The sequence below is a fragment of the Streptomyces huasconensis genome, from assembly GCF_021028635.1.
In the GTDB taxonomy this organism is placed as follows: Bacteria; Actinomycetota; Actinomycetes; order Streptomycetales; family Streptomycetaceae; genus Streptomyces; species Streptomyces huasconensis.
In genome coordinates, this window is sequence record NZ_CP086119.1 from 4,391,641 (window position 1) to 4,417,267 (window position 25,627).

A 25,627-nucleotide genomic window follows, 5' to 3' on the forward strand; every position below is an offset into this window, starting at 1 on the left:
TGTGGCTGCGAGGTGCTGGGACTCGTACCACTCGTCGCGTGCCTGGTCAGCACAGGTACGAGTGGCGTGGTGATGTCGAGACGACTCGTTGCGGGATGCTCACTCGTCCCCGCGATGACCTGCGCGGGGACGAGTGATGCGAGTGGAGTCGAGTCAGGCTGCGGTGCCGGGCAGGAGCCCGTCGGCTGACGAGGCGGGCGTGTCCGCCGCCTTGGGCTCGGGGCAGTAGCGGGCCCAGGTGTCGAGGAATTGGTTGCGCGCGAACCCCTTGGCCTGAGCGCCGTCGGGGAAGCGGCGGTTGGCCGAGCTGATGCCGTACGGCTTGAGCAGCAGCTGCAGGCCGCGCGGGGTCAGGCCGTTGGCGCCGTACTCCGCCCACGGTGCTTCCTTGTCCGCGTTGAGCGCCTCCAGCAGGTGCTTCGTGCTCAGCACGGCCGGGTCACCGACGGCGGCGAAGGCCCGGCGGATGCCGACCAGGAGGCGGGTGCGCAGACCGCCCTCCTCGTCCTGGCCAGCCTCATAGTCGGTCATGGCGCGGCATGCGGTACGGGCCAACGCGGGCCAGTTGCCTCCGGCGAGGTCGGCGATGATGACCAGCGGTTCCCAGGTGTCTGCCGCGCGGTCCTCGACCGGCATGGGCGGCTCCATCTCCATGGCCAGCTCGTACAGCGGCTGCAGCCAGGCGTGGAGGCGGTCGCGGATCGCGTTCAGGGCGGGCGTATCCCGGCCCGTGCGGAAGGACGCAACCTTCTCGCCCGCCGCACGGCGTCGCATCCGGATGACCACCGCGCGGTCCATGATCGTGTCGGGCAGGTCGCCGATCCCCGCCAGCGCGGCCATGGCGAAGGTCGGGAACTCCTGCACCTGGTGCTCCGGCCCCGACACCCGCAGGGTGGGTCGGCCGCGCTGGTGCCCGGCATTGATCAGGCCGCGGACCTCCTCGTTTTTCTCCGCGGCCTTGGTGGTGCTGAACATGGCGTCGGCCTCGTCGACCAGGAGGGTCGGCGGGTCGTCCCCGTCGATCGACCGGAAGATCGCCGCCGCGCTGGCGTTGACCGTGATCAGGCGCTTGTGCACGGTCTCGGTCACCACGTCCAACAGCCGCGACTTACCGCACCGCTTTTCCGGAGCGACGATCGCCAGCCGTGGGGCGTGCTGCCACGCGCGCTGTAGGTGCGTCGCCGCGATCCACAGCGCCACCGCCGTCACGGCCTCCTCGCTCGGCATCGCCACGTACCGCTTGATCTGCGTACGCAGGTCGTCCAGGATCTTCGCTCCCTCGGGCAGGGGCACAGTCCTGGAGGCGTCGTCAAGGTCCTCGTCCGCGGGAGATGCGGTGGAGTCGGCCGGTCGGCCAGGCACAGCAACTGGGGGCCATGACGTGGCGGCGGCGTCGGGAAGGGATGGCGTACTCGGCTGGGGATCGGTCATACTGGGCATCAGCTCCTCTGCTTGCGGGCCATATGGGACGGCAATCCCGGTCTCCGCAGGTTGATCGCTAGGGATGGCGGTTGAGAGGTTTGCGCTTGAGCCCCCGGCATCGCCGGGGGCTTCTTTCATGTGACGTGCGGTCGTGCGGGGCTCCTCGGGTTGGTCGGGTGGGACCATCACTATGCCACACGAATTGCAGATCGCAGAAGTGTTCTGCATTTCGCAGTACGCATGTTACTGTTAGGGGGTCCCTGCAAATGGCAGGGGAGTGCTACGTACGGAAGGGGGTGGCCATGGCGGATGAAGACCCGCCGCAGGGCGTGCTGCTCAGCGGCGAGGGCAACGTCGCGGTGCGCATCAAGCTGGAACGCGAGGCGCGCGGCTGGAGCACCAACGCCCTGTCCGACCGCATGAACGAGGCCGGCTTCGAGATGAACCCGTCCGCGGTCTGGAGGATCGAAAACGGCAAGCGCCGCATCAACCTCGACGAGACCATCGGCTTCGCCGAGGTCTTCGGCCTCGACCTGCGCAACCTCGTCGGCCCCCCGCAGCTGGCCGCCAAGGCCCGCGCCATGGAGCTCATCGACGAGATCGTTGACGCGTTCCGTGCCACCCAGCGCGCCAACATGGCCTTCACCGAGGCGCGCGACGCCCTCGACGCCTACCTTGCCGAGCACCCCGATATCCGGGAGGAAGCCGACGTCATGGTCTCCAACGCCATTGCGGAGGAGGCCAGCAAGACCATGCTGAAGATGCACGGCCCTCCGGCTGGTGGTGGAGCGGCCGACTCCGCCAGTGAGGCATAGCTCCCGGCTCCCGCCCCGGCCTGGGCCCGCAAACCCCCAGGTCAGGCATCTCGCCCTCATCCCTAGTTATCGACCGGCGGGCGGCGTTGCCGCGCCCTATGCCCGCCAGAAGAGGATCCATCCCTTGCGCCAACCCGCGATAACCCCTGCCTCCGCACCGACTCCGCACGCCGAGGCCGGCTTGCCGCGCCTCTATGCCCCCGAGGAAGTCGCCGCCGTACTCGGCTGCTCGGCCTGGTGGGTCAAGGACCGCGCCCGCCGACGGCTTATCCCGTTCACCCGCGTCGGCCGCGCTTATCGCTTCTCGGACGAGCACCTGACCGAGATCATCCGCATGCACGAAGAGCGTCCGGCGCAGAATGCGCAACGCCCTGCCGCTGTCTCTGCATCCGCTCGCAAGCCTCCCGCTCGGAAGCGACCTGAGACGGCTGTGCCCACGGTCCGTCTCAAGGCTCGGCCGCCACGCAGGATGGTCAACTCCCAGTACGGAACCGCCGCTTAACGCACCCCACATGACAGAAGGGAGGGAAATCCGTGGGGTACGCAGAAAAGCGCGGCGGCTACTGGCGTGGCCGCTACAAGATCGAGGACGGCAAGTACGGCACCGTCGCCGATTCCATGGGCGCCGTGGTCAAGTTCGCCACCAAGCGCGAGGCCAAGCAGGCCGCAGACGCGGAAGAGGTGACCGTTCGGCGCGGTCAGTGGCGCGACCCGGGCCTCGGGCAGGAGACGTTCGGCGAGTACGCGAGCCGCTGGTACGCCGCCCAGGACCTGGCCGCCTCGACCATGCAGAACTACAAGCGCCACATTGAGGAGCACCTGCTCCCGGACTTCGAGGACAAGGCGCTCGCGGGCATCCTGCGCACGGACGTCGAGCTGTGGGAGAAGAAGGAGCGGGCCGCGTACGCGGCTTCCAGCGTCAGGACCTGGCGTTCGACGCTCCACCTGATCTTCGAGGACGCGATCGACGAGGGTCTGCTCACGTCCAACCCGGCGGCCCGTCGGCGTGGGCGAGGCAAGCGCGCCGGACGTTCCCGTGACCGAGGCCCGGAGAAGGTCGTCACCGACGCGCTCGGCATCCTGCTGACCGCCGAGCGGGCAGCCCTGCTCTCCGGTCGCGATGACGAGTTCGTCGCGACGGTCCTCAAGGGGTACACCGGCAAGCGCTGGGGCGAAATCGTCGGCCTGGAAACGGAGTTCGTCCGGCCCAACGCCTTCCGCGTCGAGTGGCAGCTGTACGAACTCGACACCGGCGAGCTGGTGCGCTGCCCGCCCAAGGACGACAGCTACCGCGACATCGACTCGACGGACTGGCTGTCGGCCCTGGTCTTCAACCACATCGCCCGCACGAAGCCGACGCCCTGCCCCTGCCACGGCAGGACATACGTCTTCCGCGGCCAGGGCGTGGCGCGCACCGGCGGCCACCAGGGTGCCAAGCTCGTCGACGTCGCACGCCGCGCCGGAGTCTCCACAGGCACGGTCTCCAACGTCCTAAACCATCCCGACCGCGTACGCGAGGACACCCGCGTACGCGTCGAACTCGCCATCGCTGAGCTCGGGTTCGTACGCGGAGGCGCCACGTCGGAGCACGCCGCTCACTGGCGCCGCAACGGCTTCGCCACCTGGCTGTTCACCCCGGCGGCCTCGGGCTGGTACCCGAAGAAGGCTCCACAGGAGGCCCGCCCGGTGCCGATCCTCGGTGAGCCGTGGCCCGGCATCCCGGCCCGAGGCCGAGGCGCCGCTACTCGGGCGGACGCCTGCTGGCTCCCGATAGCGAAGGGCCTCACGCCGCACGGCCTGCGCCACACCCACCGGACGATGATGGAGGACCTCGGCACCGAGAAGGTCCTCATGGACGAACGGATGGGCCATATCGACGGCTCGGTCTCCGCGCGCTACGCCCACGTCACGCCCGGCATGCGCCGGCGCCTCATGCTCGGCTTGACCGAGCAGTGGGAGGCCGCTCTCGACGCCCGGCTGGCCATCAGTCGCCGGTCCCCGGTCGCTGTGCTGGATGCGCTGCTGCGGCAGAGGCAGCTGGCGGCGGCCTAGCCACCCCGGATGGATGTCCGACGGGCCCTCCAGGTCAGGTAGCCCCGAGCGCAGCCTCGGGGCGCTCCGGAAACTGGCTGGATGACTCGTGAGGGGCTGAGTCTGAGGCCCAGGTCGTTGCGCTCACGGACAACCCTGCTGGGTCATTCATTCACGGCCCTGGACTTCCCTGTTCGCACGGACGACGGTCTGTAGCTGAAAGGTTGACCAGCCGTGTTTCTTGATTTCCTCCCTCATATGAGGGAGGATTTCCGGAAGTCGGGCTGGTGAGTCGAGAGGCTGGGCATGTCTGTCGTGCACGTGGAAAACCCTCGGGTTCGTGATCGGCTCGCTGAGCTGGGCCTGTCGGCCGAGGAGATCGAGAACGCTCTGCGCCGAGCTGAAGCGGAGCGCAGTTTCTGCACACCGCTGGACCCGCTCTCGCTGCCCGGCAACATCTTCTGGGGCCGCACGGTCCGCTTCCTGCGGGAGACCTACGTCCGGAAGGGATGGGCCAGCGCGAGCCCCAGCAATGTTCCGCTCCTCGTCGCACCGTCCGGTGACTTCGCGATCACAGCCTCCAGCGGCAGTGCGGAGACCGGGTACGCGGCTCTGACGCCCTCCACGCGTTATGCGAAGGGCAACGCGGTGATGAAGAGGGTGGAGACCAACCGGCAACTGCTGCTCTTCGGCGAGCGCGATCCGGAGGCCGAGCAACAGGACGTCGGTGACGGGATCCCCACCTGGTTTTTGCTCTATCACCATGCAAAGACCGACCAGGGGACACGGCTTCACGCCGAGCTCTCGCTTCCGAACGAGCCGGGCAGTCGTGGCAAGATCAGCAGCTGGTACGAGAGGATCATCCTTCCCTGGATCGACTTCGAAGGCTTCACTCCGTTCGTTGACGATGTCGACGACGGCCAGGGTGGTATCGACATCCCGATCGAGCGCCTGTCCTGACCATCCAGCACGACCACAACACTTGGCTCCTCCCATGACCACCGCATCTCGGCTAATCCTGGCGCGCAAGCGTCGGGGGCTGACCGTTACCCGCCTCGCCCAAATGGCCGGTCTGACCCCACGCAGGCTGTCCGATTTCGAGAACGGACGGGCAACCCCCAGTCCACAGTCCTTGGAATCCATCGCAGCGGCCTTGGAGTTCCCGCAGTCCTTCTTCAGCGCCGAGGAGGTCGCCGAGCTGACGGTGGACTCGGTGAGCTTCCGCGCCCTGAGCAAGATGACTGCCTCCCAACGGGACATCGCCCTCAGTTCGGGGCGGCTGGCGCGGGTGCTACAAGACTGGATCAGCGGACACTTCCGTCTGCCCGCCCCCGATATCCCCTCACTCACGTCCTTCAGCCGCCTCGGGCCCGGCGAGGAGCAGATTCCTCATCCAGGCGAAGCGGCGGGCGAAAACGTTGCTGCAGAGGAAGCCGCCATGCTGGTGCGGGCCCGCTGGGGCCTCGGTAACGCGCCGATTCTGAACGCCGTGCATCTCCTGGAGGCGCACGGAGTGCGAGTCTTCTCGCTCTCCCGCGACTGTCCCGAGGTTGATGCGTTCTCCTTCTGGGATCGTGGGATTCCGTTCGTGCTGCTAAGCACTGAGAAGACCGCCGAACGGGGGCGTTTCGACGCGGCCCACGAACTGGGGCACCTCGTCCTCCACGGCGAAGAGCAAATGCCACACGGTCCGCAGGCTGAGGCCGAGGCCCATCGGTTCGCAGCCGCGCTTCTTATGCCGCGAGCAGATGTGCTCGCGCATGCCCCGCACGGTGCGAGCACCACCTGGATTCTCCAGGCCAAGCACCGCTGGAAGGTCGCCGCCATGGCCCTCGCCCACCGGCTGCACGAACTGGGTCTGACCACCGAGTGGCAGTACCGAACTCACTGCGTGGAACTCAGCCGCCTCGGCTATCGCAAGTCAGAGCCCCGCAGCGGCGTGGTCCGTGAAACATCGCAGGTCTTGGGCAAGGTGTTCACGGCCTTGCGGAGCGAAGGAACGCGACTTACGGATATTGCCCGTGAGCTGCACCTACAGCCTGCCGACCTTAATGACCTCGTTTTCGGGCTGGTTGTCACTTCGCAGGAGGGCGACGGCCGAGGTCACGTCGGCAAGGCCAACCGATCGCATCTGTCCGTCGTCCGATGAACTCCTGAAGGCTCCAGACCGCAGCTGCGGCATCGAGCCCAGCCCCCTCTAAGAGATGATCTCAATTGGCGTTGTGCGGCGGCCGCGGCGCCAGGCTGGGGCCACTGGATGAGTCCGGTGGCCCCAGCCTGATGTGGTCAGCGAGGGTCGTTCAGGCGGCTGCTGATCTGTTCGTGGAGTTCGTGCGGCAGGTGGATGGTCCAGCGGTCGGCGGCCTCGGCGGCCAGGTCGCGGCTCCAGCGCCAGCTGTTGCGTGCCGCCGTGCGCACGTCCTGGTCGCGAGCGGTAGCCGTTGTGGATGCGTAGCGATGGCGGTCAGTGTCGGGCAGGTCCTGTTCGAGCGCGCGGCTGGGGGTGAGCCAGTGGGCTGTGCTGTTGCGCAACAGGCGGCAGAGCTGAAGTTGCTGGGGTGCGATGACGGTGTGCAGCAGGGCGTGGGCTCGGGCGGTCTCGCCGCGGGCCAGGACGTGGGCGAGCATGAGCGTCCAGTTGGTCAGCTCGTCGGTGAGCTGCTGGGCGGTGGTCACCGGCTCGGGCGGCTGGAAGGTGGCCAGCTGCCGGGCGGCCTGGGTGAGCCGGCCGGTGCGGTCGAGTAGGACGGCGTCGTCGGGGCGGGGTAGGTGCACCGTCCCTTGCCAGGTGGGGACTTCGTCGATGCCGGGACCGGCGGGGGTGAGGTGGAACTCGCCGCGCATCAGGTCGTCGAAGACGACGGCGAGGATGCCGTACATGTTGGTGTAGGAGAGCTTGAGCGGGGCGAGCTGTGCCAGGAAGGCGGGGCCGTCGAAGTCGGCGAGGTGGTCTTCCTGGATGTAGAGGTATGCCTCGATGTCGGAATGGGCGTCGGCCTCGCCCACGGTCCACGAGCCGTAGAGCAGTACGCCCTCCAGCCGGGTGTCGGCGTGGGCGAGCTGTCGCAGGCGTGCGATGCGGTCGTCCAGGGTGGAATGGGCAGAGTGAACGGACATGGTGTGGTCGTGTCTCCTGAGGTGAGCGTGCGGGCACGCTGACGGGGCCCGGCACCTGCCGGGCGGATGTCTGTGGACCGTCGCGGTCCGCTCAGGAGAAGTTGCCCATGATCGAGATCATAGGGGACGGCTCAGCCGCCGAGTCGGCGGCAGCAGATCAGGGTGGCCGCGATACCGGCGAAGGCCAGGAAATGCTCGGCCTTGCGCTCGTAACGGCGGTGCAGGCGGCGGCACCCAGACAGCCACGCCACCGTTCGCTCCACGGTCCACCGGTGGCGGCCCAGCTTCTGGGAGGACTCGATGTTTCTGCGGGCGAGGCGCGGGGTGATGTTTCGCGAGCGGAGCCATTTCCGCGGGTGGTCGTAGTCGTAGCCCTTGTCTCCATGGAGCTTGGCGGGCCGCCGTCGGCGTGGCCCGCGCCGGGAACGGATGGGAGGTATGCCCCGTACCAGGGGTTCAAGTCCCTGGCTGTCGTGCGTATTCGCGGCGGAGATACCGATCGAGAGGGGCAGACCGGTCCGCTCGGTGATCAAGTGGATCTTTGAACCCTTCTTGCCGCGATCTACGGGATTCGGACCTGTCAGGTCCCCCCTTTCATCGCGCGCATGTTCACCGAGTCGATGGCGCACCGCGACCAGTCCAGCTCGCCTCTGGCGCCGAGCTCGTCCAAGACCAGGCGGTGGAGTTTGCCCCACACACGAGCCTGGCTCCACTCGGCGAAGCGGCGGTGTGCGGTCGGCCCGGACGGACCGAAGCCCGGCGGCAGCTGCCGCCATGTACAGCCTGTCGTGGCCACGAACACTATGGCCGCCAGCACCTGCCGGTCCCCGTACCGACGGCGGCCCCCGCCCTGCGGTCTCACCGGAGCGGCCGGCACCACCCGCTGGAACAACTCCCACAACGCGTCCGGCACCAGACGCTCCACCATCGCCATCACGGCAACCAACATAACGATCACGCCAGTTGAGACGACCTCTAAGCGGGCTGGGTTTCGCCAGGCCCCCAGGTGTCTCCCTTGCGGATGTTGCAGATCCAGTGGGCTGCCTGCAGATTCTCGGCCGTGTGTGCCCCGCCCTCAGCAACAGGCTTGACGTGGTCAAGGGTGGAGGACCACAGGTCGGGCCACTCAACGGCGGGGTTCATCGGGCGCTGGCACAACTGACAGACCCATTGGTCGCGTTCGTAGATGTCGAACGGGTCCACTTGGTCGGCGCCTGCGTTGAGTGTGCCGTAGCCGCGCATGCGGGCCTGGTAGCTGTTACGGGCCCGAGTGGAGCGCCGCTGCTTCTCTGAGCGGGCGGTGTACGCCGGGGTCCAGAGGGTGGGCGTTGGCTCGGCGACGCAGACCCGGGCTTCCCAGTCGTAGGTCTCCCCACTCTCATCCACGTCACGGAAGATCTCGTTCTGCCAGTGCCACTGCCGCCCGTCGTCCCCTATGAAGGATGTCTGCTGGGCGAGGGGATGCTCTTGACCAGGCACCTTGGTCCACCACAGGACACGGCCCGTGTAGGCGAGGAGCGCGCCGGTCTGCTGGTGGATCGCGACCATCGGCTCTGCGTCGGGTTCGGAGTTGGCCCGCACCAGTGCGACGAGGTTGTCGGCGCCCAGGGAGGTGGCGGTGGCGTACGTCGTGACGGAGCCGTGCCGCTCGATGACATCGCCCTCGATGGGGCTCAGCCCGTAGAACTCATAGGGGAAGTCACCATCGGCATTTTTGGTGCAGAAGACCCGCGGCTCCCGTACGGCTCCGAACCGAGCGCGCTGCTCGGCATTGGCGGAGGATCGGGCGCCGTGATCCGGGATGGTGGCCAAGTCGACCTCACCCCTCTCGATCCGCGCCTTCGTACGCCGCTTGAGCGTGGTGTTGCATCGACCCGAGCAGACGTGTCGGTCGCGGTGCTCCCAGTGCGCGCTCCTTGGCACGGGCTCGCCGCAGATCCGGCAAGGCTCGTCGCCGGTGGCACGTTCGGCAGCCGCGAGGATCGGGTTCCAGTAAGGATCACCCCGAACCTCGCGGGTCCTGGCGAGGTCGGGCACCGGCGGTGTCCCCGGCGTGAGCGTCTGCTTCGGGCGCCGCACCTTCGGCGCGTCCTTCGGACGTTCAGCCCGCTGCTTCTTGCCGGCCGAGGTGCGGCAGGGATCGGAGCAGTATTTCTGGCTGCGCGGGCGCCACGACTCCATCACTGTGCCGCAGACTGCGCATGGGCGGCCTGCTTGCTCGGAGGCGCTGTTGTCGGCGTCGTTGGTGCTGCCGAAGCCGTAGTCCACACGCTGTCCTCTGGTCGAGTGGGTGACTGGAGTTCGCGAACGCGCAGGTACGAGCCAATGCCTGGGTGGTGTGCCGCCACCTACCGGGCGATCACCTGCTGGGAGAAGCCGATCAAGATCTTCTCCCAGATTTCTCCCAAACGATCACCGGAGACGCAGAAAGGGCCTGACCCGTTTCCGGATCAGGCCCTTGACCTGCTGTTTCACTGTCGGGGTGGCGGGATTTGAACCCACGACCTCTTCGTCCCGAACGAAGCGCGCTGCCAAGCTGCGCTACACCCCGATGTCGTTGCTCCACCGTCCCGCATTGCTGCAGGCCGTGGCGACATCGATTACTTTAGCGGACCGGCGGCCTGAGACGAAATCCGGTTTTCGGGGCCCCGTGGTTCGGGGCGGGTGCGGTCCACGGCGATGATCAGGAGAGCCAGGGCGTAGATGGCCACGCCGAAGGTGAGCGCGTTGCCCAGGACGCCTGGGTAGCCGTGGGCGTCGACGTCCAGGAACGGGTAGGGGTAGCGGGCGGGGGAGGCCGGGGGCAGCAGGGCGCCGCGGGTGAGGGTGAAGGCCAGGTAAGCGGCGGGGTAGAGCACCCAGAGGGCGGCGTGGCGCGGGTGGAGGCCGCCCGGCCTGGTCAGGAGCAGCCAGTCGAGGGTCACGCCGACCGGCGTCACGGTGTGCAGGAGCTGGTTGGCGTACGAGTGCCAGCCGGCCATGGACGTCGCGTCTCCGGTCATCGAGAAGCCGCCGGGGCCGTTCGCCAGGACCAGGTGGTAGACGAGGCCGGTCGTCGCGATGCAGAGGAGCGTGCCGCCGGTCACCCACGGCGGCAGCGGCCGGTGGCCCCGCCAGGCCCGGCGTGCGGAGAGGCCGAGGACCACCGCCACCAGCAGGTTGCTCTGGATGGTGAAGTAGCTGAGGACGCGGAGCGGGCTGCCGGTGATCAGGTCGATCGTGATTCCGGTCACCGCGGCGAGGGCGATCAGCGCGCGCAGGGTGGCCACGACGGGACGGCGGACGGGCGGCACGACCGCCTCCGCCGGGACGCCCGAGGCGCTGGATATGCCCGAGATTGTCGGATCGATCATGCTTTCCACGGTAGGGGCACGGCCGTCAGAACCGTCGCCCCCGGCCTCCGGCCCCCAGCCCTGGCCCCCGGGGGGACGCCTCCGCGGTCCGGCCCCAGCCCTAGCCCCGCCCGCAGCTCAACCGCCCCTCACCCCGACCCCGTACCCGAGCGAACCGCCCTACGACACCCGCCCCGGCACCAACGTCAGCAACGTCGCCTCCGGCGGGCACGCGAACCGCATCGGGGTGTAGCGGTTCGCTCCGCAGCCCGCCGATACGTGCATGTACGCCGTGTTCCCCTCCGCCTGGTGGGTCGAGAGGCCCTTCACGCGGTCCGTGTCCAGATCGCAGTTGGTGACCAGCGCCCCGTAGAAGGGGATGCAGAGCTGCCCGCCGTGGGTGTGGCCGGCCAGGATCAGGGGGTAGCCGTCCGCCGTGAACGCGTCCAGGGAGCGCAGGTACGGCGCGTGCACGATGCCCATCGAGAAGTCGGCGGCGGCGTCCGGACCGCCCGCCACGCGCGCGTACCGGTCGCGTTTGATGTGCGGGTCGTCCACGCCCGTGAGCCCGATCTCGTAACCGTCGATCTTCAGCGAGCCCCGCGTGTTCGTGAGGTTCACCCAGCCCGCGGCGTCGAAGCCGTCGCGCAGGTCCTCCCAGGGGTTGTGGATGACGCCGACCGCGGGGGCGTTGCCGTTCAGGCCGTGCTTGCCCTGGACCTTCTCGACGAGGTAGCGGGCGGGGTTGCGCGGCTTCGGGCCGTAGTAGTCGTTCGAGCCGAAGACGTACGCCCCGGGGAACTCCATCAGCGGGCCGAGCGCGTCCAGCGTCTCCGGTACGCCCTCGGGATCGGAGAGGTTGTCGCCCGTGTTGATCACGAAGTCGGGGCGCAGGCCCGCGAGCGACTGCAGCCACCGCTGCTTCTTGCGCTGGCCGGACACCATGTGGATGTCGGAGACCTGGAGGACCCGCAAGGGGCGCATCCCCTGCGGCAGTACGGGCACCGTGACCCGCCTCAGCCGGAAGAAACGGGCCTCGAAGCCCACCGAGTAGGCGAGGCCGGCTGCGGCCGTCGCCGTGATGCCCAGGGGTACTGCGTATCGCGCGCGCATCCTCCCATCGTGTCAGACGCGGACAGGTGCCGAGCGCGAGGGCGGTCACGGGCAACCGGCCCGCACCCGGGGGAAATCGGCGGGCGGGAAACCGTCCGCACCTGCCACAATCGACCCATGACCACGCTCAAGTCGAAGCTTCAGGAAGACCTCACGGCCGCGATCCGGGGGCGTGACGAGCTGCGCTCCTCGACGCTCCGGCTGACCCTCACCGCCATCACGAAGGAGGAGGTCGCGGGCACGCAGGCGCGCGAGCTCTCCGACGACGACGTGCGGAAGGTGATCGCCCGCGAGGCGAAGAAGCGCCGCGAGGCCGCCGAGGCCTTCGGGCAGGCCGGGCGCACCGAGCAGGCGGAGCGGGAGAAGGCGGAGGGCGAGATCCTCGCCGAGTACCTGCCGAAGCAGCTCTCCGACGACGAGCTCCAGGCGATCGTCGCCCAGGCCGTCGAGGAGGCCAGGGCCGCCGGCGCCGAGGGCCCGCGCGCCATGGGCCAGGTCATGAAGATCGTGAACCCGAAGGTCGCGGGCCTGGCCGAGGGCGGCCGCGTCGCCGCCGCGGTCAAGAAGCACCTCGCGGGCTGAGAGCGAGCACCGCTCCGGGGCACGCAGGGCCCTGCCGCGCCAGGGCCTGCCTGCCGCCCACACCACAACTCGACGCGTCACCCGCCTACGACGATGAGGGCGCCCCCAGCCACCGGGGGCGCCCTCATCGTCGTATCTCCGCGGAAGCCATCCCCCCGCGGCAGCGAAGCCACCTACCTACCGAGCTACCTACCTACCTACTGAAGCCAGCCCCTACCGAAGCCAGCCCCCGCCCCCATTGCCACGACCCCAGCCATGCCCACCACCGATGCCACCACCATTGCCGCCACCGCCCAGAATGTCCGGCGGAATGGTGATCCCATTCCACGGGCTGTCGCCACCCCCACCGGAGCTGCCGCCGCGGTCATCGCCACCACCGCCACCGTTACCCCCACCCGGCTTGTTGTCATGGTGGTCACCGCCACCCCCGCCGCCGTCACGACCCTTGCCCTTGTCCCCGCCAGGAAGGTGCACCGAGGTGAAGCCGGGCGCCGGCTTGCCCTCCAGGGCGCCGCTCATCGCGTCGCGCCAGATCGGGCCCGGCACCTCGCCACCGTAGACCTTGCCGTACGGGACGCCGCCGATGGTGATGCCGACCATCCGCCGCTTGTGCTGCGGGTCGCCGACCCAGACCGCGCCCGACATGTTCGGGGTGTAGCCCACGAACCAGGCGGCGTACCGGTAGTCGGTCGTACCCGTCTTGCCCGCGCTCGGCCGCGAGCCGAGACCGGCCTGCTTGCCCGTGCCGTCCTCGACCACGCCCCGCAGCAGGGTGTTCATCGTGTCCGCGGTCTTCTCCGACATCGCCCGCGAGCACGTCGACTTCGGCACCTGCAACGACTTGCCGCCGAGCGTCGTGATCGACTCGATGGCGATCGGCGAGCAGTACGTGCCGCGCGAGGCGAACGTGGCGTACGCCGACGCCATCGTCAGCGGCGACATCTCCTGGGTGCCCAGCGCGATCGACGGTGCCTGGGCCAGCTCCCCGCCGTCGGCCCGCCGCACGCCCATCTTGGCGGCCAGCTTCGTCACCGGGCAGATGCCGACGTCGCCGATCAGCTGCACGTAGTAGGTGTTGACCGACTTGGCGGTCGCTTCCTTCATGCCGTACGGGCCGACCTCGGACTCGTTCTCATTGGTGAGCGTCTCGTTGTTGACGTTCACCCAGTCCTTGCCGCCACAGGTCGACACGCGCTGCGGATACGGCATCTCGTACGGGGACGAGTACGTCTGCCCCGGCGACTTGCCGCCCTCCAGGGCCGCCGCCGCGACGATCGGCTTGAACGTCGAGCCCGGCTGGTAGCCCGCCCCGCCGCCCATGTCGTCGTCCACGGAGAGGTTGATCGTGGTCTCGTTCTTCTGGAAGCCGTAGGGCCGCGACTGCCCCATGCCGAGGATCTTGCCCGTGCCCGGCTCGACGATGGTGGCGGCGGTCGCCACCTCGTCGCCCTTGTTCACGTGGTCCTTGATCGACGCCTGCACCGACTCCTGCGTCTGCGGGTCGAGTGTCGTACGGATCTTCAGGCCGCCGCGGTTCCAGATCTTGGCCCGCTGCTCCTTCGTCTTGCCGAAGACCGGGTCGTTGAGGAAGACCTCGCGTACGTAGTCGCAGAAGAACCCGGCGCCGCTGACCGCGGTGATGCAGCCGTTCTTGGGGCGGCTCACCTTCAGGCCGAGGTCCGACTTCTTGGCCTTGTCGGCCTCCTGCTGCGAGATGTCGTGCGTGTCGGCCATGCGCTGCAGCACGACGTTGCGCCGCTGGGTGGCCTCCGTCGCGTCGTTGACCGGATCGTACCGGCTGGGCGACTGCACGATGCCGGCGAGGAGCGCGGCCTCCTCGAGCTTCAGGTCCTTGGCGGGCTTGGAGAAGTAGCGCTGGGACGCGGCCTCGACGCCGTACGCCTGCTGACCGAAGTAGGTGATGTTCAGGTAGTTCCTGAGGATGCGCTTCTTGCCGAGCTTGTCCTCGACCTGGATCGCGTACTTCAGCTCGCGGATCTTGCGGCCCAGCGTCTGCTGCGTGGCCTGGGCGACCTTCGTCGGGTCGTCGCCCGCCTCCTCGACGAAGACGTTCTTCACGTACTGCTGAGTCAGCGTCGACGCGCCCTGCGAGACGCCGCCGCTCTGCGCGTTCTGGTTGAGGGCGCGCAGGATGCCCTTGAGGTCGATCGCGCCGTGTTCGTAGAAGCGGGAGTCCTCGATCGCGACGATCGCCTTCTGCATGTACGGCGAGATGTCCTTCAGGGGCACCACCGTGCGGTCACGCGAGTAGACCGTGGCGATGTGGCCGCCCTTGTTGTCCAGGATGCTGGTGCGCTGGCTGAGCGGCGGCTGCTTGAGGTGTGCGGGGATCTCGTCGAATCCCTCGACGGAACCCTTGGCCGCCAGGCCCAGCGCGCCGGCCGCGGGCAGGGCGATCCCGGCCAGCACCGCACCCGCCAGCACGCTGACACCGAGAAACTTCGCGGCCTGTTGAATAGGTGACAGACCACCGCCCGAGCGCTTCTTTCCCATGGGGGCACCCTAATCCGTAGGCAAGGGCGTTTTGAGGGACCGAGTGATCATCGGAATGTTCGAGTGTCGGATCGTGACATTCGGGGCCGCGAGCGGTGCGCCGGGGGCCGGCGTTCTGAATCTCCGGACAGGCCGCAATGCCTTGGCCTAAGCTGTTGTCAACTGTCACAGCAGTGCGGTGCGGCGACAAGCCCCCCGTCGCTTCCGGGCCCGACGAATTTATATCGACCTGATGTCCGACTTCGCCCTGTGTGCGCCGCGTATCCGTTGTGACGCAACTGAACTGCCCTGCTTTGCCGGGTACCTCACATATGTCGCTGGCTCACTCCGTCGGGTGATCTGCCGCTTACGCATAGTCCGTTCGGGCCATTCAAGATTGGGCCCGAAGGGGGTGTTGCGCTGTGCCCACCTTCCGTAACGTCCTCAACTGGCGGCGGTGAATATGCCGCTGCCGCCGTGGGGGAGCCTCGATTCGGGAGAGGACGGCGCCGGTATGGGCTGGGTAACCGACTGGAGTGCGCAGGCGGCCTGCCGCACTACCGATCCAGATGAACTGTTCGTTCAAGGAGCAGCGCAGAACAGGGCCAAGGCGGTGTGCACCGGATGCCCGGTGCGGACCGAGTGCCTGGCCGACGCGCTCGACAACCGCGTCGAGTTCGGCGTGTGGGGTGGCATGACGGAGCGTGAGCGCCGGGCGTTGCTGCGCAGGCGCCCCACCGTCACCTCATGGCGCAGGCTCCTGGAGACGGCGCGCTCCGAGTACGAGCGCGGGGCGGGACTGCTGCCCGTGGACTTGGAGGACGAGGAGACGTACGAGAGTTACGCCGCGGTGGGTTGATCTCCCGGCTCGCTCGCGCAGCGACCCGGGCGAGCAGGTGCGACCCGGTGTGGACCCGGTACGCCTGCGTGGTCCGGCAGCCGGCCCGCGTGGTGCCCCGGCTCCGCCCGCTTGTGCGGTGGTCAGCCCGCCAGCCGGTCTCCGATGGCACGGAGTCCGGCCAGGTCGTGCACATCGCCCGGCAGCGCGGCCACTTCCGCCACCGCCACCTCGGGGTGGAGCGCGGTGAAGCGGTCACGCGTGCGCTGTTCACGCGCCAGCAGCCGCATGCGTTCGGCGTGCAGGCGCAGTAGTCCCGCGGTCAACTGCTCGACGGACGCGTCGGACGCATCGGACGTATCTGTTGTGTCTGTTGTGTCGGCCGCGTCAGCCGCGTCGGACGTCGTGGTCTCGTGGGGGGCCTCGGAGGGCATTGCAGTCTCCGAAGGCTGCGAAGTCTCCGCCGGCTGCGAAGCTTCCGAAGGCTGCGATGGTTCCGAACTCAGAAGATTATCGGGAGAGTTACGATCTCCAACCTTCCCGTCCCCCTGATCCACAATGCGGCTCTCCTCAAGATTTTCTGCGGCGGCGAGCGCCCGCTCCGCCGACAGGTGGGCGGCACCGCTGCCGTGCACACGGTTCAGCACCAGACCGGCCAGCGGCATGTCATCGGCCGCCAGACGCTCCACGAAGTAGGCGGCCTCCCGCAGCGCGTCCCGCTCCGGCGAGGCCACCACGAGGAACGCCGTCCCCGGCGCCTGCAACAGCCGGTACGTGGCGTCCGCCCGCGTACGGAATCCGCCGAACATCGTGTCCATCGCCGCCACGAACGTCTGTACGTCACGCAGCAGCGGCCCGCCGAGCAGCTTGCCCAGCGCTCCCGTCATCATCGACATGCCGACGTTCAGGAACTTCATCCCGGCCCGGCCGCCCACCTTCGCCGGCGCCATGAGCAGCCGGATCAGCTTGCCGTCCAGGAAGGAGCCGAGGCGCTTGGGCGCGTCGAGGAAGTCCAGCGCCGAACGCGAGGGCGGTGTGTCGACGACGATCAGGTCCCACTCGTCCCGCGACCGCAGCTGCCCCAGCTTCTCCATCGCCATGTACTCCTGCGTGCCCGCGAAGCCCGCCGAGAGCGACTGGTAAAAGGGGTTGGCGAGGATCGCGGCCGCCCGCTCCTTGTCCGCGTGCGCCTCGACGATCTCGTCGAAGGTCCGCTTCATGTCGAGCATCATGGCGTGCAGCTCGCCGTCGCCGTCGCCCTCGACGTCCTTGACCCGCCGCGGCACGTTGTCGAGCCGGTCGATGCCCATGGACTGGGCGAGCCTGCGCGCCGGGTCGATGGTGAGCACGACGACCTTGCGGCCCCGCTCGGCCGCGCGCAGGCCTATGGCGGCCGCCGTGGTCGTCTTGCCCACGCCTCCCGAGCCGCAGCACACCACGATGCGGGTCTTCGGGTCGTCGATCAGGGCGTCGACGTCCAGCGCGCGGGCGGGGTCGAGAGGCCGGGCGGCGCCCGAGGCGGCCGCCGAGTCCGAGGTCCGTGCCGGTTCCGGGGTCATGCGATCCCTTGCTTCCGCAGTGCCGTGGCGAGCTCGTACAGGCCCGCGAGGTCCATCCCGCCCGCCAGCAGCGGGAGTTCGTGCAGCGGCCGGCCGAACTCCCTCAGCACGTCCCGCTGGCCGCGCTCCAGGGCGTACCGCTCGGCGTACTCCGCGGCCTGCTCCAGGAGCGGGTCCACCAGCCGCTCGGCGCTCCCGCCCCGCCGGGCCCCGCCGAGCCCCGCGGCCGACAGCGACCTGGCGATGGCCGTACGAGGCGTCCGCTCCAGGCCCAGCTCCAGCTCGGCCTCGTCGAGCAGGGCCGGACGCACCATGTTCACGATGACCCGCCCCACCGGAAGCCGCGCGGACCGCAGCTCGGCGATGCCGTCCGCGGTCTCCTGGACCGGCATCTCCTCCAGCAGGGTCACCAAGTGCACGGCCGTCTCCGGTGACTTGAGGACCCGCATCACGGCCTGCGCCTGGTTGTGTATGGGCCCGATCTTCGCGAGCCCGGCGACCTCGTCGTTGACGTTCAGGAAGCGGGTGATGCGCCCTGTCGGCGGGGCGTCCATGACGACGCAGTCGTACGCGTACCGCCCGCTCTTGTCCTTTCTGCGCACCGCCTCGCAGGCCTTGCCGGTCAGCAGGACGTCCCGCAGACCGGGCGCGATGGTGGTCGCGAAGTCGATGGCGCCGAGCTTCTTCAGCGCCCGGCCGGCGCCCCCCAGTTTGTAGAACATCTGGAGGTAGTCGAGCAGTGCCAGCTCGGGGTCGATGGCGAGGGCGTACACCTCCCCACCCCCGGGAGCGACGGCGATCTTCCGCTCCTCATAAGGCAGCGTCTCCGTCTCGAAGAGCTGCGCGATGCCCTGCCTGCCCTCGACCTCGACGAGGAGGGTGCGCTTGCCCTCCGTCGCGAGGGCGAGCGCGAGGGCGGCGGCCACCGTGGTCTTGCCGGTACCGCCCTTGCCACTGACGACCTGGAGCCTGCTCACACTTGTGAGCCTAACCAGTCGCCGCCCGGCCTACGCAGGAGCCCACCCTGAGCGTTCCCTGAACCCGACCCCGAGCGATCCCTGACCCCCACCCCGAGCCTTCCCCGATGCCCGGCCCGGGCGCATCCCGACGCCTGACCGGAGCACCCCCGGGCACCGACTACAGTCGGCCACATGACCAAGTGGGAATACGCAACCGTGCCTCTGCTCGTCCACGCCACGAAGCAGATTCTGGACACCTGGGGCGAGGACGGCTGGGAGCTGGTCCAGGTCGTGCCCGGGCCGAACAACCCCGAGCAGCTCGTGGCCTACCTGAAGCGCGAGAAGCAGGCATGAGCGGGGCCGTCGAGGCGCGCCTCGCCGAGCTGGGCCTGACGCTGCCGGCGGTCGTGCCGCCGCTGGCCTCGTACCAGCCGGCCGTCCAGTCCGGCGTGTACGTCTACACCGCGGGGCAGCTCCCCATGGTGGACGGCAAGCTCGCCGTGACCGGGAAGGTCGGCGGTGAGGTCACCCCGGAGGAGGCCAAGGAGCTGGCCCGCACCTGCGCGCTGAACGGCCTGGCCGCGGTGAAGTCCGTCGCCGGTGACCTCGACCGCATCGCGCGCGTCGTGAAGGTCGTCGGCTTCGTGGCCTCCGCCCCGGACTTCACGGGCCAGCCCGGCGTGATCAACGGCGCGAGCGAGCTGCTCGGCGAGGTGCTCGGCGACAAGGGCGTGCACGCCCGCAGCGCCGTGGGTGTCGCCGTGCTGCCGCTGGACGCGCCGGTCGAGGTCGAATTCCAGGTGGAACTGACCGAGGCGTGAGCCCGGGCCGGGCCCCCGCGGGGCCCGACTGCCGCCTCTCGAACATCAGCCCGCCAAGGGATAGCCTCCGCCCATGGCAAATGGGCAGTGGTACCCCCCGGAGTGGCCCGACCGCATCCGCGCCCTCGCGAGCGGCGAGCTGACTCCCGCGACCCCGCGCCGCGCCGCCACCGTCATGCTGCTCAGGGACGGTGACAGCGGACCGGAAGTACACATGCTGCGCAGACGCGCCTCCATGGCCTTCGCCGGAGGCGCGTACGCGTATCCGGGCGGCGGCGTCGACCCGCGCGACGACGACCACCTGGTGCGCTGGGCGGGGCCCACGCGCGCGTGGTGGGCCGCCCGGCTCGGCGTCGACGACGAGGCCGAGGCCCAGGCGATCGTCTGCGCGGCGGTCCGCGAGACGTACGAGGAGGCCGGCGTGCTGCTCGCCGGGCCCACTCCGGAGACCGTCGTCGGCGACACCACCGGCGAGGACTGGGAGGCGGACCGCGAGGCCCTGGTGGCCCGTGACCTCTCCTTCGCGGAGTTCCTCGACCGCCGGGGCCTGTTCCTGCGCAGCGACCTGCTCGCCGCCTGGGCGCGGTGGATCACCCCGGAGTTCGAACCCAAGCGCTACGACACGTTCTTCTTCGTGGCGGCGCTTCCGGCGGGGCAGCGTACGCGCAACGCCTCGACGGAGGCGGACCGGACCGTGTGGACCCGCCCGGCGGAGGCGGCAGCCCGCTACGACAAGGGCGAGCTGCTGATGATGCCGCCGACGATCGCGACGCTGCGGGCGCTGAGCGCGTACGTGACGCCTTCCGAGGCGTTCGGTGCGGCCGGGGCCCAGGACATGACTCCGGTGCTCGCTCAGGCACGGCTGGAGGACGGCGAGCTGGTGCTGTCCTGGCCGGGCCACGGCGAGTTCACCAAGCGGATCGCCCCGGACGGCGCGAGGTGACCCCGGGCCACGCCCGCGCGTCCTCTCCCACGCCTCCCGCGCATTCCCCGCACACCCCGATCCCGACGGGAGTCACCCCCGCATGACAGAAGCCGCCGCCCTCCCGGGACAGCCCCGGGGCGGAGTCCTCAGCGGTCCCGCCACCGCCCGTGCGGTCAACGTCCTCGCGCCGAACCCCTCCGCCATGACGCTGGACGGCACCAACACGTGGATCGTCTCGGAGCCGGACTCACCCCTCGCCGTGGTCGTCGACCCGGGCCCGCTCGACGACGCCCACCTCAGCCGCGTCGTCGAGACGGCCGCGAAGATGGGCAAGCGCGTGGCCCTGACCCTCCTGACCCACGGCCACCCCGACCACGCGGAGGGCGCCGCCCGCTTCGCCGAGCTGACCCGGACTCACGTACGCGCCCTCGACCCCGCCCTGCGGCTGGGCGAGGAGGGGCTCGCGGCCGGTGACGTGATCACCACCGGTGGCCTGGAGATGCGCGTGGTGGCCACCCCGGGCCACACCGCGGACTCGCTCTGCTTCCACCTCCCCGCCGACCGGGCGGTCCTGACGGGCGACACGATCCTCGGGCGCGGCACGACGGTCGTGGCGCACCCCGACGGTCGCCTGGGCGACTATCTCGACTCCCTGCGCCGCCTGCGCTCCCTGGCCGTCGACGACGGCGTGCACACGGTCCTGCCGGGCCATGGCCCGGTCCTGGAGGACGCCCAGGGCGCCGTCGAGTTCTATCTGGCCCACCGGGCCAACCGACTCGCCCAGGTCGAGACAGCCGTGGAGAACGGCCACACGGAGGCCGCCGATGTCGTCGCACATGTGTACGCGGACGTGGACCGCTCCTTGTGGCCGGCCGCGGAACTGTCGGTCCGGGCGCAGCTGGACTACCTGCGGGAGCACGGTCTGATCTGACCGGGGACGCGGGCGCCGATGCCGCGTCCCCCACCCGCACGAGAGACGCGACGGGCCCCGCCTCCGAAGAGGCGGGGCCCGTCCACGTACGGACTCGGCGTCAGCGCGACCGCTTGGCGAGGCGCTCGACGTCCAGCAGGATCACCGCGCGCGCCTCCAGGCGCAGCCAGCCGCGGCCCGCGAAGTCCGCCAGGGCCTTGTTGACCGTCTCGCGGGAGGCGCCGACCAGCTGGGCCAGCTCTTCCTGCGTGAGGTCGTGCACGACGTGGATGCCCTCCTCGGACTGCACGCCGAAGCGGCGCGACAGGTCGAGCAGCGCGCGGGCCACACGGCCCGGCACGTCGGAGAAGACCAGGTCGGACATCTGGTCGTTGGTCTTGCGAAGGCGCCGGGCGACGGCGCGCAGCAGCGCTGCGGCCACCTCGGGCCGGGCGTTCAGCCAGGGCTGGAGGTCGCCGTGGCCGAGGCCGAGCAGCTTCACCTCGGTGAGGGCCGAGGCCGTGGCCGTCCGCGGGCCCGGGTCGAAGAGCGACAGCTCACCGATCAGCTCACCGGGGCCGAGCACCGCGAGCATGTTCTCCCGGCCGTCGGGCGAGGTGCGGTGGAGCTTCACCTTGCCCTCGGTGACCACGTACAGGCGGTCTCCGGGGTCGCCCTCATGGAAAAGCGCATCCCCGCGCGCGAGCGTCACCTCACTCATGGAGGCGCGGAGCTCCGCGGCCTGCTCGTCATCGAGCGCCGCGAAGAGCGGGGCGCGCCGCAGAACGTCGTCCACGAGTTCTCTCCTTGTCGACCTGCATCAGGGGACCGTGTTCCCCATTTTGCCGGACGGTCCAAACAGTGTGATCAGTCACAAGTCTGCCGCACCGGCGTGGCGTGCTGTGTGGGAGGGGGCCAATTGGGGGCCGATCTTCGGGGTCAGGGACGGATGTCAGTGGGGGGCCCTAGGCTGGCCGGGTGTCCAAAAAGCCGGTGACTGCACAGGCAGAGGGGGCTGAGAAGGTGGCCGCACCCCGCGATTCCGCTGTGGGCGAACAGGCAGCCGAAGGGTCGGACAATCCGACAAATCGGGCGGGTGTGGTGCGTTCGAAGGACACACCGCCATCGGCGGCAGCCGCAAAGGCGCCGACGAAGGGCGCACGGTCGTCGGAGAAGGGGGTAGAGGCGAGGAGAGAACCGCCCCCCTCGTCCCCACCGACCCCTGAGAAGCGAACGGCACCTGAGAAGCGAACGGCTCCCGCGCGGCGAGCGACCTCCCCGAAGAAGGCACCTGCAGTGACAAAGAAGACGCCGACCGCGGCCACCTCCGCGAAGGAGACGGCGCCTGCGAAGAAGGCCGCGCCCGCGAAGAAGGCCGCGCCTGCCAAGACAGCCGCCAAGACGGCTGCCAAGGCGCCCGCCAAGCCGGCTGCCAAGAAGGCCGCGCCCGAGTCCCGTACCGCCCTGGTGCGCCGTGCCCGGCGGATCAACCGCGAACTCGCCGAGGTGTATGCGTACGCCCACCCCGAGCTGGACTTCGAGAACCCCTTCGAGCTGCTGGTCGCCACGGTTCTCTCCGCGCAGACCACGGACCTGCGCGTGAACCAGACGACTCCGCGTCTGTTCGCCAAGTACCCGACTCCGGAGGACCTGGCCGCCGCCGTCCCCGAGGAGGTCGAGGAGCTGATCAGGCCCACCGGGTTCTTCCGCGCCAAGACGAAGTCGATCATGGGTCTGGCGAAGGCCCTGCGGGACGACTTCGGGGGTGAGGTGCCGGGGCGCCTCGACGACCTGGTCAAGCTGCCCGGTGTGGGCCGCAAGACCGCGTTCGTGGTGTTGGGCAACGCTTTCGGTGTCCCGGGACTCACTGTGGACACCCACTTCGGCCGGCTCGTACGCCGTTGGAAGTGGACCGAGGAGACGGACCCGGTGAAGGTCGAGGCCGCCGTGGCCTCGCTCTTCCCGAAGAGCGAGTGGACGATGCTCTCGCACCGCGTCATCTTCCACGGCCGCCGCATCTGCCACTCCCGCAAGCCCGCCTGCGGCGCTTGCCCGATCGCCCCGCTCTGTCCCTCGTACGGAGAGGGCGAGACCGACCCGGAGAAGGCGAAGAAGCTCCTGAAGTACGAGATGGGCGGCTTCCCGGGCCAGCGGCTCAAGCCCCCGGCGGACTACCCCGGAAAGCCCGCGCCGCCCCTGGCCGCGGGGTGAAGGAGCGGCGGGGCGGAACGAACCAGGGGGCGAAGACCGTTGGGGAGAGAGGGACGGGGGTGCCGATGACGCACACGAGCGAGACGACGAACGCCACGGACAGCGACAGCGTTTTCACGGCGGCGGGCAAGTACGACGCCGATGTCGACAGCAACGGCAACGGCACCGGTGCCGGCCACGGCCATGCCGCCGGCAACGGCGACGGCAATAGCGCCGGCACCAGCGACCGTGGCCACGACCTCCTCAGCACCGACTCCCTGCCCTCCTGGCTGACCCCCGTCGCCCGAGCCGCCCAGACCGTCCAGCCGCTCCAGCTGAGCCGCTTCCTGCCCCCGGAGAGCGGAGCCGGCCGGCAGTCCGCCGTCCTCGTCCTCTTCGGAGAGGGGGAGCGCGGCCCCGAACTGCTCCTGATGGAGCGCGCCGGCTCCCTCCGCTCCCACGCGGGGCAGCCCTCCTTCCCCGGTGGCTCCCTCGACCCGGAGGACGGCGACCCGCTCACCGACGGCCCCCTCCACGCCGCCCTGCGCGAGGCGGAGGAGGAGACGGGCCTCGACCCCCGGGGCGTCCAGCTCTTCGCCGTACTGCCGCGCCTGTTCATCCCCGTGAGCGATTTCGTCGTCACGCCCGTGCTCGGCTGGTGGCGCGAACCGAGCCCGGTCGGCGTCGTCGATCCGAACGAGACCGCCCGCGTCTTCACGGTGCCCGTGGCCGATCTCACGGACCCGGCGAACCGCGTGACGGCGATCCACCCGAGCGGCCACCGCGGCCCCGCGTTCCTCGTCGAGTCCGCTCTGGTCTGGGGTTTCACCGCCGGAGTGATCGATAGAATTCTGCACTTCGCGGGCTGGGAGCGCCCCTGGGACCGCAGTAAGCAGGTCCCGCTCGACTGGCGCGCATGACAAGGTTGCAGCGAAGTGGCGACCGCGACGCGAGGCGAGGATTGAATCGGTGAACGTGCTGGACATCCTGCTGCTGCTCGCCGCCGTGTGGTTCGCGATCGTCGGCTATCGCCAGGGCTTCGTCGTCGGCATCCTCTCGGTGATCGGCTTCCTCGGCGGCGGTCTCGTCGCCGTTTATCTGCTGCCGGTCATCTGGGACGCGCTGACGGACGACGAAGCGGCGGAGGTGAGTACGACCGCGGCGGTGGTCGCCGTCGTCATCGTGATCGTCTGCGCCTCGATCGGCCAGGCCTTCACCACCCACCTCGGCAACAAGCTGCGCAGATACATCACCTGGCAGCCCGCCCGCGCCCTGGACGCGACGGGCGGCGCGCTGGTGAACGTGGTGGCGATGCTGCTCGTCGCCTGGATGATCGGCTCCCTCCTCGCGGGCACGACGATGCCGACGGTCGGCAAGGAAGTACGCAACTCCAAGGTGCTCCTCGGGGTCTCGCGCGCGCTGCCCGCCCAGGCCGACACGTGGTTCAACGACTTCTCCTCGGTCCTCGCGCAGAACGGCTTCCCGCAGGTCTTCAGCCCCTTCTCGAACGAGCCGATCACGGAGGTCCAGCCGCCCGACCCCAAGCTGGCCAAGAGCGAGGTCGCCACGACCGCCAAGCGCTCCATCGTGAAGGTCCGGGGCGAGGCCCGCAGCTGCGGCAAGGTCCTGGAGGGCACCGGCTTCGTCTTCGCCGACCGCCGCGTGATGACGAACGCCCACGTGGTCGGCGGCGTGGACGAGCCGACCATCCAGATAGGCGATCAGACCCAGGTGTACGACGCCAAGGTCGTCCTCTACGACTGGGAGCGGGACATCGCCGTACTGGACGTGCCCACGCTGAAGGCGCCGCCGCTCCGGTTCGCGTCCAAGGACCCGGCCAGTGGCGACAGCGCCATCGTCGCGGGCTTCCCCGAGGACGGGCCCTATGACGTCCGCCCCGCGCGCGTGCGCGGCCGCATCTCCGCCAAGGGTCCGGACATCTACCACCGGGGCACCGTGCGCCGCGACGTCTACTCGCTCTACGCGACGGTCCGCCAGGGCAACTCCGGCGGCCCGCTGCTCACACCCGACGGCAAGGTCTACGGCGTGGTCTTCGCCAAGTCCCTCGACGACCCCGACACCGGTTACGCCCTGACGGTCGACGAGGTGCGCGAGGACATCGAGCGCGGCCGCACCGCCAACCAAGAGGTCGACAGCCAGGGCTGCGCGCTCTAGGCCATACCGGAAGCCGGGGGGAGTGGGCGGGCCGAGGTCAGGCGCGCGTATGCCGGAGCCGCGCGGAGACCCAGCGGGCCCTGCGGCGGAGGATGCGGGGAATGCCCATGCCCTGCGGGGGGCCGTGATGCCCCTCGTCCCGCGGCCCGCCCCTCTCGCGGCTGTTCAGCGCTGTGGCCGAGCGGCGGTTGCGTGCTGCGTCACTGTAGTCGTGCGTCCAGCCCATACCCCGACGTCTGCCCGGGCCTCATGGTCGGTAACCGTGTGCGGGGAACTCAATTGGCCTATGCGCCGGGCAAGTGGCGTTCGTAGGACAGATGTTCGGCCCAGAAGTTCGGCCCCGGA

General features: G+C 69.5%; 25 protein-coding genes and 1 tRNA gene. 14 read left to right on the plus strand and 12 right to left on the minus strand.

Annotated features, from left to right (window positions below):
• Positions 1 to 153: 153 nt before the first annotated feature.
• Entirely contained in the window at positions 154 to 1,431 is a 1,278-nt protein-coding gene (locus J2N69_RS20065) for a DUF3631 domain-containing protein (RefSeq protein WP_230902015.1), read from the minus strand.
• Positions 1,432 to 1,724: 293 nt separating this feature from the next.
• Here J2N69_RS20065 and J2N69_RS20070 point away from each other — a divergent pair, with 293 nt between their 5' ends.
• From J2N69_RS20070 to J2N69_RS20090, 5 genes are all read left to right on the plus strand, one after another.
• Positions 1,725 to 2,237 (plus strand): helix-turn-helix domain-containing protein, encoded by a 513-nt coding sequence (locus J2N69_RS20070; protein ID WP_230902016.1) that lies wholly within the window; start codon positions 1,725 to 1,727, stop codon positions 2,235 to 2,237.
• Between the two features lie 124 nt (positions 2,238 to 2,361).
• A complete protein-coding gene (locus J2N69_RS20075; protein ID WP_230902017.1) occupies positions 2,362 to 2,739 on the plus strand; it encodes a helix-turn-helix domain-containing protein in 378 nt (125 codons plus the stop codon).
• Between the two features lie 32 nt (positions 2,740 to 2,771).
• On the plus strand, positions 2,772 to 4,289 hold the full coding sequence (locus J2N69_RS20080; RefSeq protein WP_230902018.1) for a LacI family DNA-binding transcriptional regulator: 1,518 nt from the start codon (positions 2,772 to 2,774) through the stop codon (positions 4,287 to 4,289).
• Positions 4,290 to 4,574: 285 nt separating this feature from the next.
• On the plus strand, positions 4,575 to 5,228 hold the full coding sequence (locus tag J2N69_RS20085; RefSeq protein WP_230902019.1) for a hypothetical protein: 654 nt from the start codon (positions 4,575 to 4,577) through the stop codon (positions 5,226 to 5,228).
• Between the two features lie 34 nt (positions 5,229 to 5,262).
• Positions 5,263 to 6,417 (plus strand): helix-turn-helix domain-containing protein, encoded by a 1,155-nt coding sequence (locus J2N69_RS20090; RefSeq protein ID WP_230902020.1) that lies wholly within the window; start codon positions 5,263 to 5,265, stop codon positions 6,415 to 6,417.
• A gap of 137 nt (positions 6,418 to 6,554) precedes the next feature.
• Here J2N69_RS20090 and J2N69_RS20095 read toward each other — a convergent pair whose 3' ends face one another.
• The 6 genes from J2N69_RS20095 to J2N69_RS20120 all read right to left on the minus strand — a co-directional run bounded on the left by J2N69_RS20095 (position 6,555) and on the right by J2N69_RS20120 (position 11,830).
• Positions 6,555 to 7,385, minus strand: coding sequence for a nucleotidyltransferase domain-containing protein (locus tag J2N69_RS20095; protein ID WP_230902021.1), 831 nt, complete (start codon positions 7,383 to 7,385; stop codon positions 6,555 to 6,557).
• A 131-nt stretch (positions 7,386 to 7,516) separates the two neighbouring features.
• Positions 7,517 to 8,313, minus strand: a protein-coding gene (locus J2N69_RS20100) for an IS5 family transposase (RefSeq protein WP_230904788.1) whose coding sequence is annotated in 2 segments (ribosomal slippage) — positions 7,517 to 7,980 and positions 7,980 to 8,313 — 798 coding nt in all. Because the reading frame shifts where the segments join, the coding sequence is not laid out codon by codon here.
• Positions 8,314 to 8,360: 47 nt separating this feature from the next.
• Positions 8,361 to 9,653, minus strand: a complete 1,293-nt coding sequence (locus J2N69_RS20105; RefSeq protein WP_230902022.1) for an HNH endonuclease — start codon at positions 9,651 to 9,653, stop codon at positions 8,361 to 8,363.
• A 209-nt stretch (positions 9,654 to 9,862) separates the two neighbouring features.
• Positions 9,863 to 9,936: transfer RNA gene (locus tag J2N69_RS20110), tRNA-Pro, on the minus strand.
• Positions 9,937 to 9,985: 49 nt separating this feature from the next.
• Positions 9,986 to 10,738 carry a Pr6Pr family membrane protein gene (locus J2N69_RS20115; protein WP_230902023.1) on the minus strand — a complete coding sequence of 251 codons (753 nt, stop codon included), beginning with the start codon at positions 10,736 to 10,738 and terminating at the stop codon, positions 9,986 to 9,988.
• 159 nt (positions 10,739 to 10,897) lie between these two features.
• Positions 10,898 to 11,830, minus strand: a complete 933-nt coding sequence (locus J2N69_RS20120) for a metallophosphoesterase (RefSeq protein WP_230902024.1) — start codon at positions 11,828 to 11,830, stop codon at positions 10,898 to 10,900.
• A gap of 117 nt (positions 11,831 to 11,947) precedes the next feature.
• Between J2N69_RS20120 and J2N69_RS20125 the strand changes: the two genes are divergently transcribed.
• A complete protein-coding gene (locus J2N69_RS20125; RefSeq protein ID WP_230902025.1) occupies positions 11,948 to 12,412 on the plus strand; it encodes a GatB/YqeY domain-containing protein in 465 nt (154 codons plus the stop codon).
• Between the two features lie 213 nt (positions 12,413 to 12,625).
• On the opposite strand, the gene J2N69_RS20130 is transcribed toward J2N69_RS20125, so the two are convergent.
• Positions 12,626 to 14,926 carry a transglycosylase domain-containing protein gene (locus tag J2N69_RS20130; protein ID WP_230902026.1) on the minus strand — a complete coding sequence of 767 codons (2,301 nt, stop codon included), beginning with the start codon at positions 14,924 to 14,926 and terminating at the stop codon, positions 12,626 to 12,628.
• 493 nt (positions 14,927 to 15,419) lie between these two features.
• On the opposite strand from J2N69_RS20130, the gene J2N69_RS20135 reads away from it, so the two are divergent.
• A complete protein-coding gene (locus tag J2N69_RS20135) occupies positions 15,420 to 15,764 on the plus strand; it encodes a WhiB family transcriptional regulator (RefSeq protein WP_030782081.1) in 345 nt (114 codons plus the stop codon).
• A 122-nt stretch (positions 15,765 to 15,886) separates the two neighbouring features.
• Here J2N69_RS20135 and J2N69_RS20140 read toward each other — a convergent pair whose 3' ends face one another.
• Both J2N69_RS20140 and J2N69_RS20145 read right to left on the minus strand, forming a co-directional pair.
• Positions 15,887 to 17,302: an ATPase BagB gene (locus tag J2N69_RS20140; RefSeq protein WP_230902027.1), complete on the minus strand. Its 1,416-nt coding sequence runs from the start codon at positions 17,300 to 17,302 to the stop codon at positions 15,887 to 15,889.
• A complete protein-coding gene (locus tag J2N69_RS20145) occupies positions 17,299 to 18,279 on the minus strand; it encodes an ATPase BagA (protein ID WP_230902028.1) in 981 nt (326 codons plus the stop codon). Before J2N69_RS20145 ends, J2N69_RS20140 begins: the two co-directional genes overlap by 4 nt.
• Positions 18,280 to 18,453: 174 nt before the next feature.
• Here J2N69_RS20145 and J2N69_RS20150 point away from each other — a divergent pair, with 174 nt between their 5' ends.
• From J2N69_RS20150 to J2N69_RS20165, 4 genes are all read left to right on the plus strand, one after another.
• Positions 18,454 to 18,615: a DUF4177 domain-containing protein gene (locus J2N69_RS20150; protein WP_003975360.1), complete on the plus strand. Its 162-nt coding sequence runs from the start codon at positions 18,454 to 18,456 to the stop codon at positions 18,613 to 18,615.
• Positions 18,612 to 19,082 carry a RidA family protein gene (locus tag J2N69_RS20155; RefSeq protein ID WP_127911359.1) on the plus strand — a complete coding sequence of 157 codons (471 nt, stop codon included), beginning with the start codon at positions 18,612 to 18,614 and terminating at the stop codon, positions 19,080 to 19,082. Before J2N69_RS20150 ends, J2N69_RS20155 begins: the two co-directional genes overlap by 4 nt.
• A 73-nt stretch (positions 19,083 to 19,155) precedes the next feature.
• A complete protein-coding gene (locus J2N69_RS20160; RefSeq protein ID WP_230902029.1) occupies positions 19,156 to 20,025 on the plus strand; it encodes an NUDIX hydrolase in 870 nt (289 codons plus the stop codon).
• A gap of 82 nt (positions 20,026 to 20,107) precedes the next feature.
• Positions 20,108 to 20,938: an MBL fold metallo-hydrolase gene (locus J2N69_RS20165; RefSeq protein WP_230902030.1), complete on the plus strand. Its 831-nt coding sequence runs from the start codon at positions 20,108 to 20,110 to the stop codon at positions 20,936 to 20,938.
• A gap of 100 nt (positions 20,939 to 21,038) precedes the next feature.
• Here J2N69_RS20165 and J2N69_RS20170 read toward each other — a convergent pair whose 3' ends face one another.
• Positions 21,039 to 21,713: a Crp/Fnr family transcriptional regulator gene (locus tag J2N69_RS20170; protein WP_016642758.1), complete on the minus strand. Its 675-nt coding sequence runs from the start codon at positions 21,711 to 21,713 to the stop codon at positions 21,039 to 21,041.
• 500 nt (positions 21,714 to 22,213) lie between these two features.
• On the opposite strand from J2N69_RS20170, the gene nth reads away from it, so the two are divergent.
• The 3 genes from nth to J2N69_RS20185 all read left to right on the plus strand — a co-directional run bounded on the left by nth (position 22,214) and on the right by J2N69_RS20185 (position 25,282).
• Positions 22,214 to 23,128, plus strand: coding sequence for an endonuclease III (nth, locus tag J2N69_RS20175; RefSeq protein WP_230902031.1), 915 nt, complete (start codon positions 22,214 to 22,216; stop codon positions 23,126 to 23,128).
• Between the two features lie 257 nt (positions 23,129 to 23,385).
• Positions 23,386 to 24,027, plus strand: coding sequence for an NUDIX hydrolase (locus tag J2N69_RS20180; protein WP_359778180.1), 642 nt, complete (start codon positions 23,386 to 23,388; stop codon positions 24,025 to 24,027).
• Positions 24,028 to 24,076: 49 nt separating this feature from the next.
• On the plus strand, positions 24,077 to 25,282 hold the full coding sequence (locus tag J2N69_RS20185) for a MarP family serine protease (protein WP_230902033.1): 1,206 nt from the start codon (positions 24,077 to 24,079) through the stop codon (positions 25,280 to 25,282).
• A 37-nt stretch (positions 25,283 to 25,319) separates the two neighbouring features.
• On the opposite strand, the gene J2N69_RS20190 is transcribed toward J2N69_RS20185, so the two are convergent.
• A complete protein-coding gene (locus J2N69_RS20190) occupies positions 25,320 to 25,508 on the minus strand; it encodes a hypothetical protein (RefSeq protein WP_127911363.1) in 189 nt (62 codons plus the stop codon).
• Between the last annotated feature and the right edge of the window lie 119 nt (positions 25,509 to 25,627).

Excerpts from the sequence above, each read along its gene's own strand:
- J2N69_RS20065 (WP_230902015.1), bottom strand. The coding sequence starts at position 1,431 with ATGACCGATCCCCAGCCGAGTACGCCATCCCTTCCCGACGCCGCCGCC.
- J2N69_RS20070 (WP_230902016.1), top strand. The coding sequence starts at position 1,725 with ATGGCGGATGAAGACCCGCCGCAGGGCGTGCTGCTCAGCGGCGAGGGC.
- J2N69_RS20085 (WP_230902019.1), top strand. The coding sequence starts at position 4,575 with ATGTCTGTCGTGCACGTGGAAAACCCTCGGGTTCGTGATCGGCTCGCT.
- J2N69_RS20090 (WP_230902020.1), top strand. The coding sequence starts at position 5,263 with ATGACCACCGCATCTCGGCTAATCCTGGCGCGCAAGCGTCGGGGGCTG.
- J2N69_RS20095 (WP_230902021.1), bottom strand. The coding sequence starts at position 7,385 with ATGTCCGTTCACTCTGCCCATTCCACCCTGGACGACCGCATCGCACGC.
- J2N69_RS20115 (WP_230902023.1), bottom strand. The coding sequence starts at position 10,738 with ATGATCGATCCGACAATCTCGGGCATATCCAGCGCCTCGGGCGTCCCG.
- J2N69_RS20120 (WP_230902024.1), bottom strand. The coding sequence starts at position 11,830 with ATGCGCGCGCGATACGCAGTACCCCTGGGCATCACGGCGACGGCCGCA.
- J2N69_RS20125 (WP_230902025.1), top strand. The coding sequence starts at position 11,948 with ATGACCACGCTCAAGTCGAAGCTTCAGGAAGACCTCACGGCCGCGATC.
- J2N69_RS20130 (WP_230902026.1), bottom strand. The coding sequence starts at position 14,926 with ATGGGAAAGAAGCGCTCGGGCGGTGGTCTGTCACCTATTCAACAGGCC.
- J2N69_RS20135 (WP_030782081.1), top strand. The coding sequence starts at position 15,420 with ATGGGCTGGGTAACCGACTGGAGTGCGCAGGCGGCCTGCCGCACTACC.
- J2N69_RS20140 (WP_230902027.1), bottom strand. The coding sequence starts at position 17,302 with ATGACCCCGGAACCGGCACGGACCTCGGACTCGGCGGCCGCCTCGGGC.
- J2N69_RS20150 (WP_003975360.1), top strand. The coding sequence starts at position 18,454 with ATGACCAAGTGGGAATACGCAACCGTGCCTCTGCTCGTCCACGCCACG.
- J2N69_RS20155 (WP_127911359.1), top strand. The coding sequence starts at position 18,612 with ATGAGCGGGGCCGTCGAGGCGCGCCTCGCCGAGCTGGGCCTGACGCTG.
- J2N69_RS20160 (WP_230902029.1), top strand. The coding sequence starts at position 19,156 with ATGGCAAATGGGCAGTGGTACCCCCCGGAGTGGCCCGACCGCATCCGC.
- J2N69_RS20165 (WP_230902030.1), top strand. The coding sequence starts at position 20,108 with ATGACAGAAGCCGCCGCCCTCCCGGGACAGCCCCGGGGCGGAGTCCTC.
- J2N69_RS20190 (WP_127911363.1), bottom strand. The coding sequence starts at position 25,508 with ATGGGCTGGACGCACGACTACAGTGACGCAGCACGCAACCGCCGCTCG.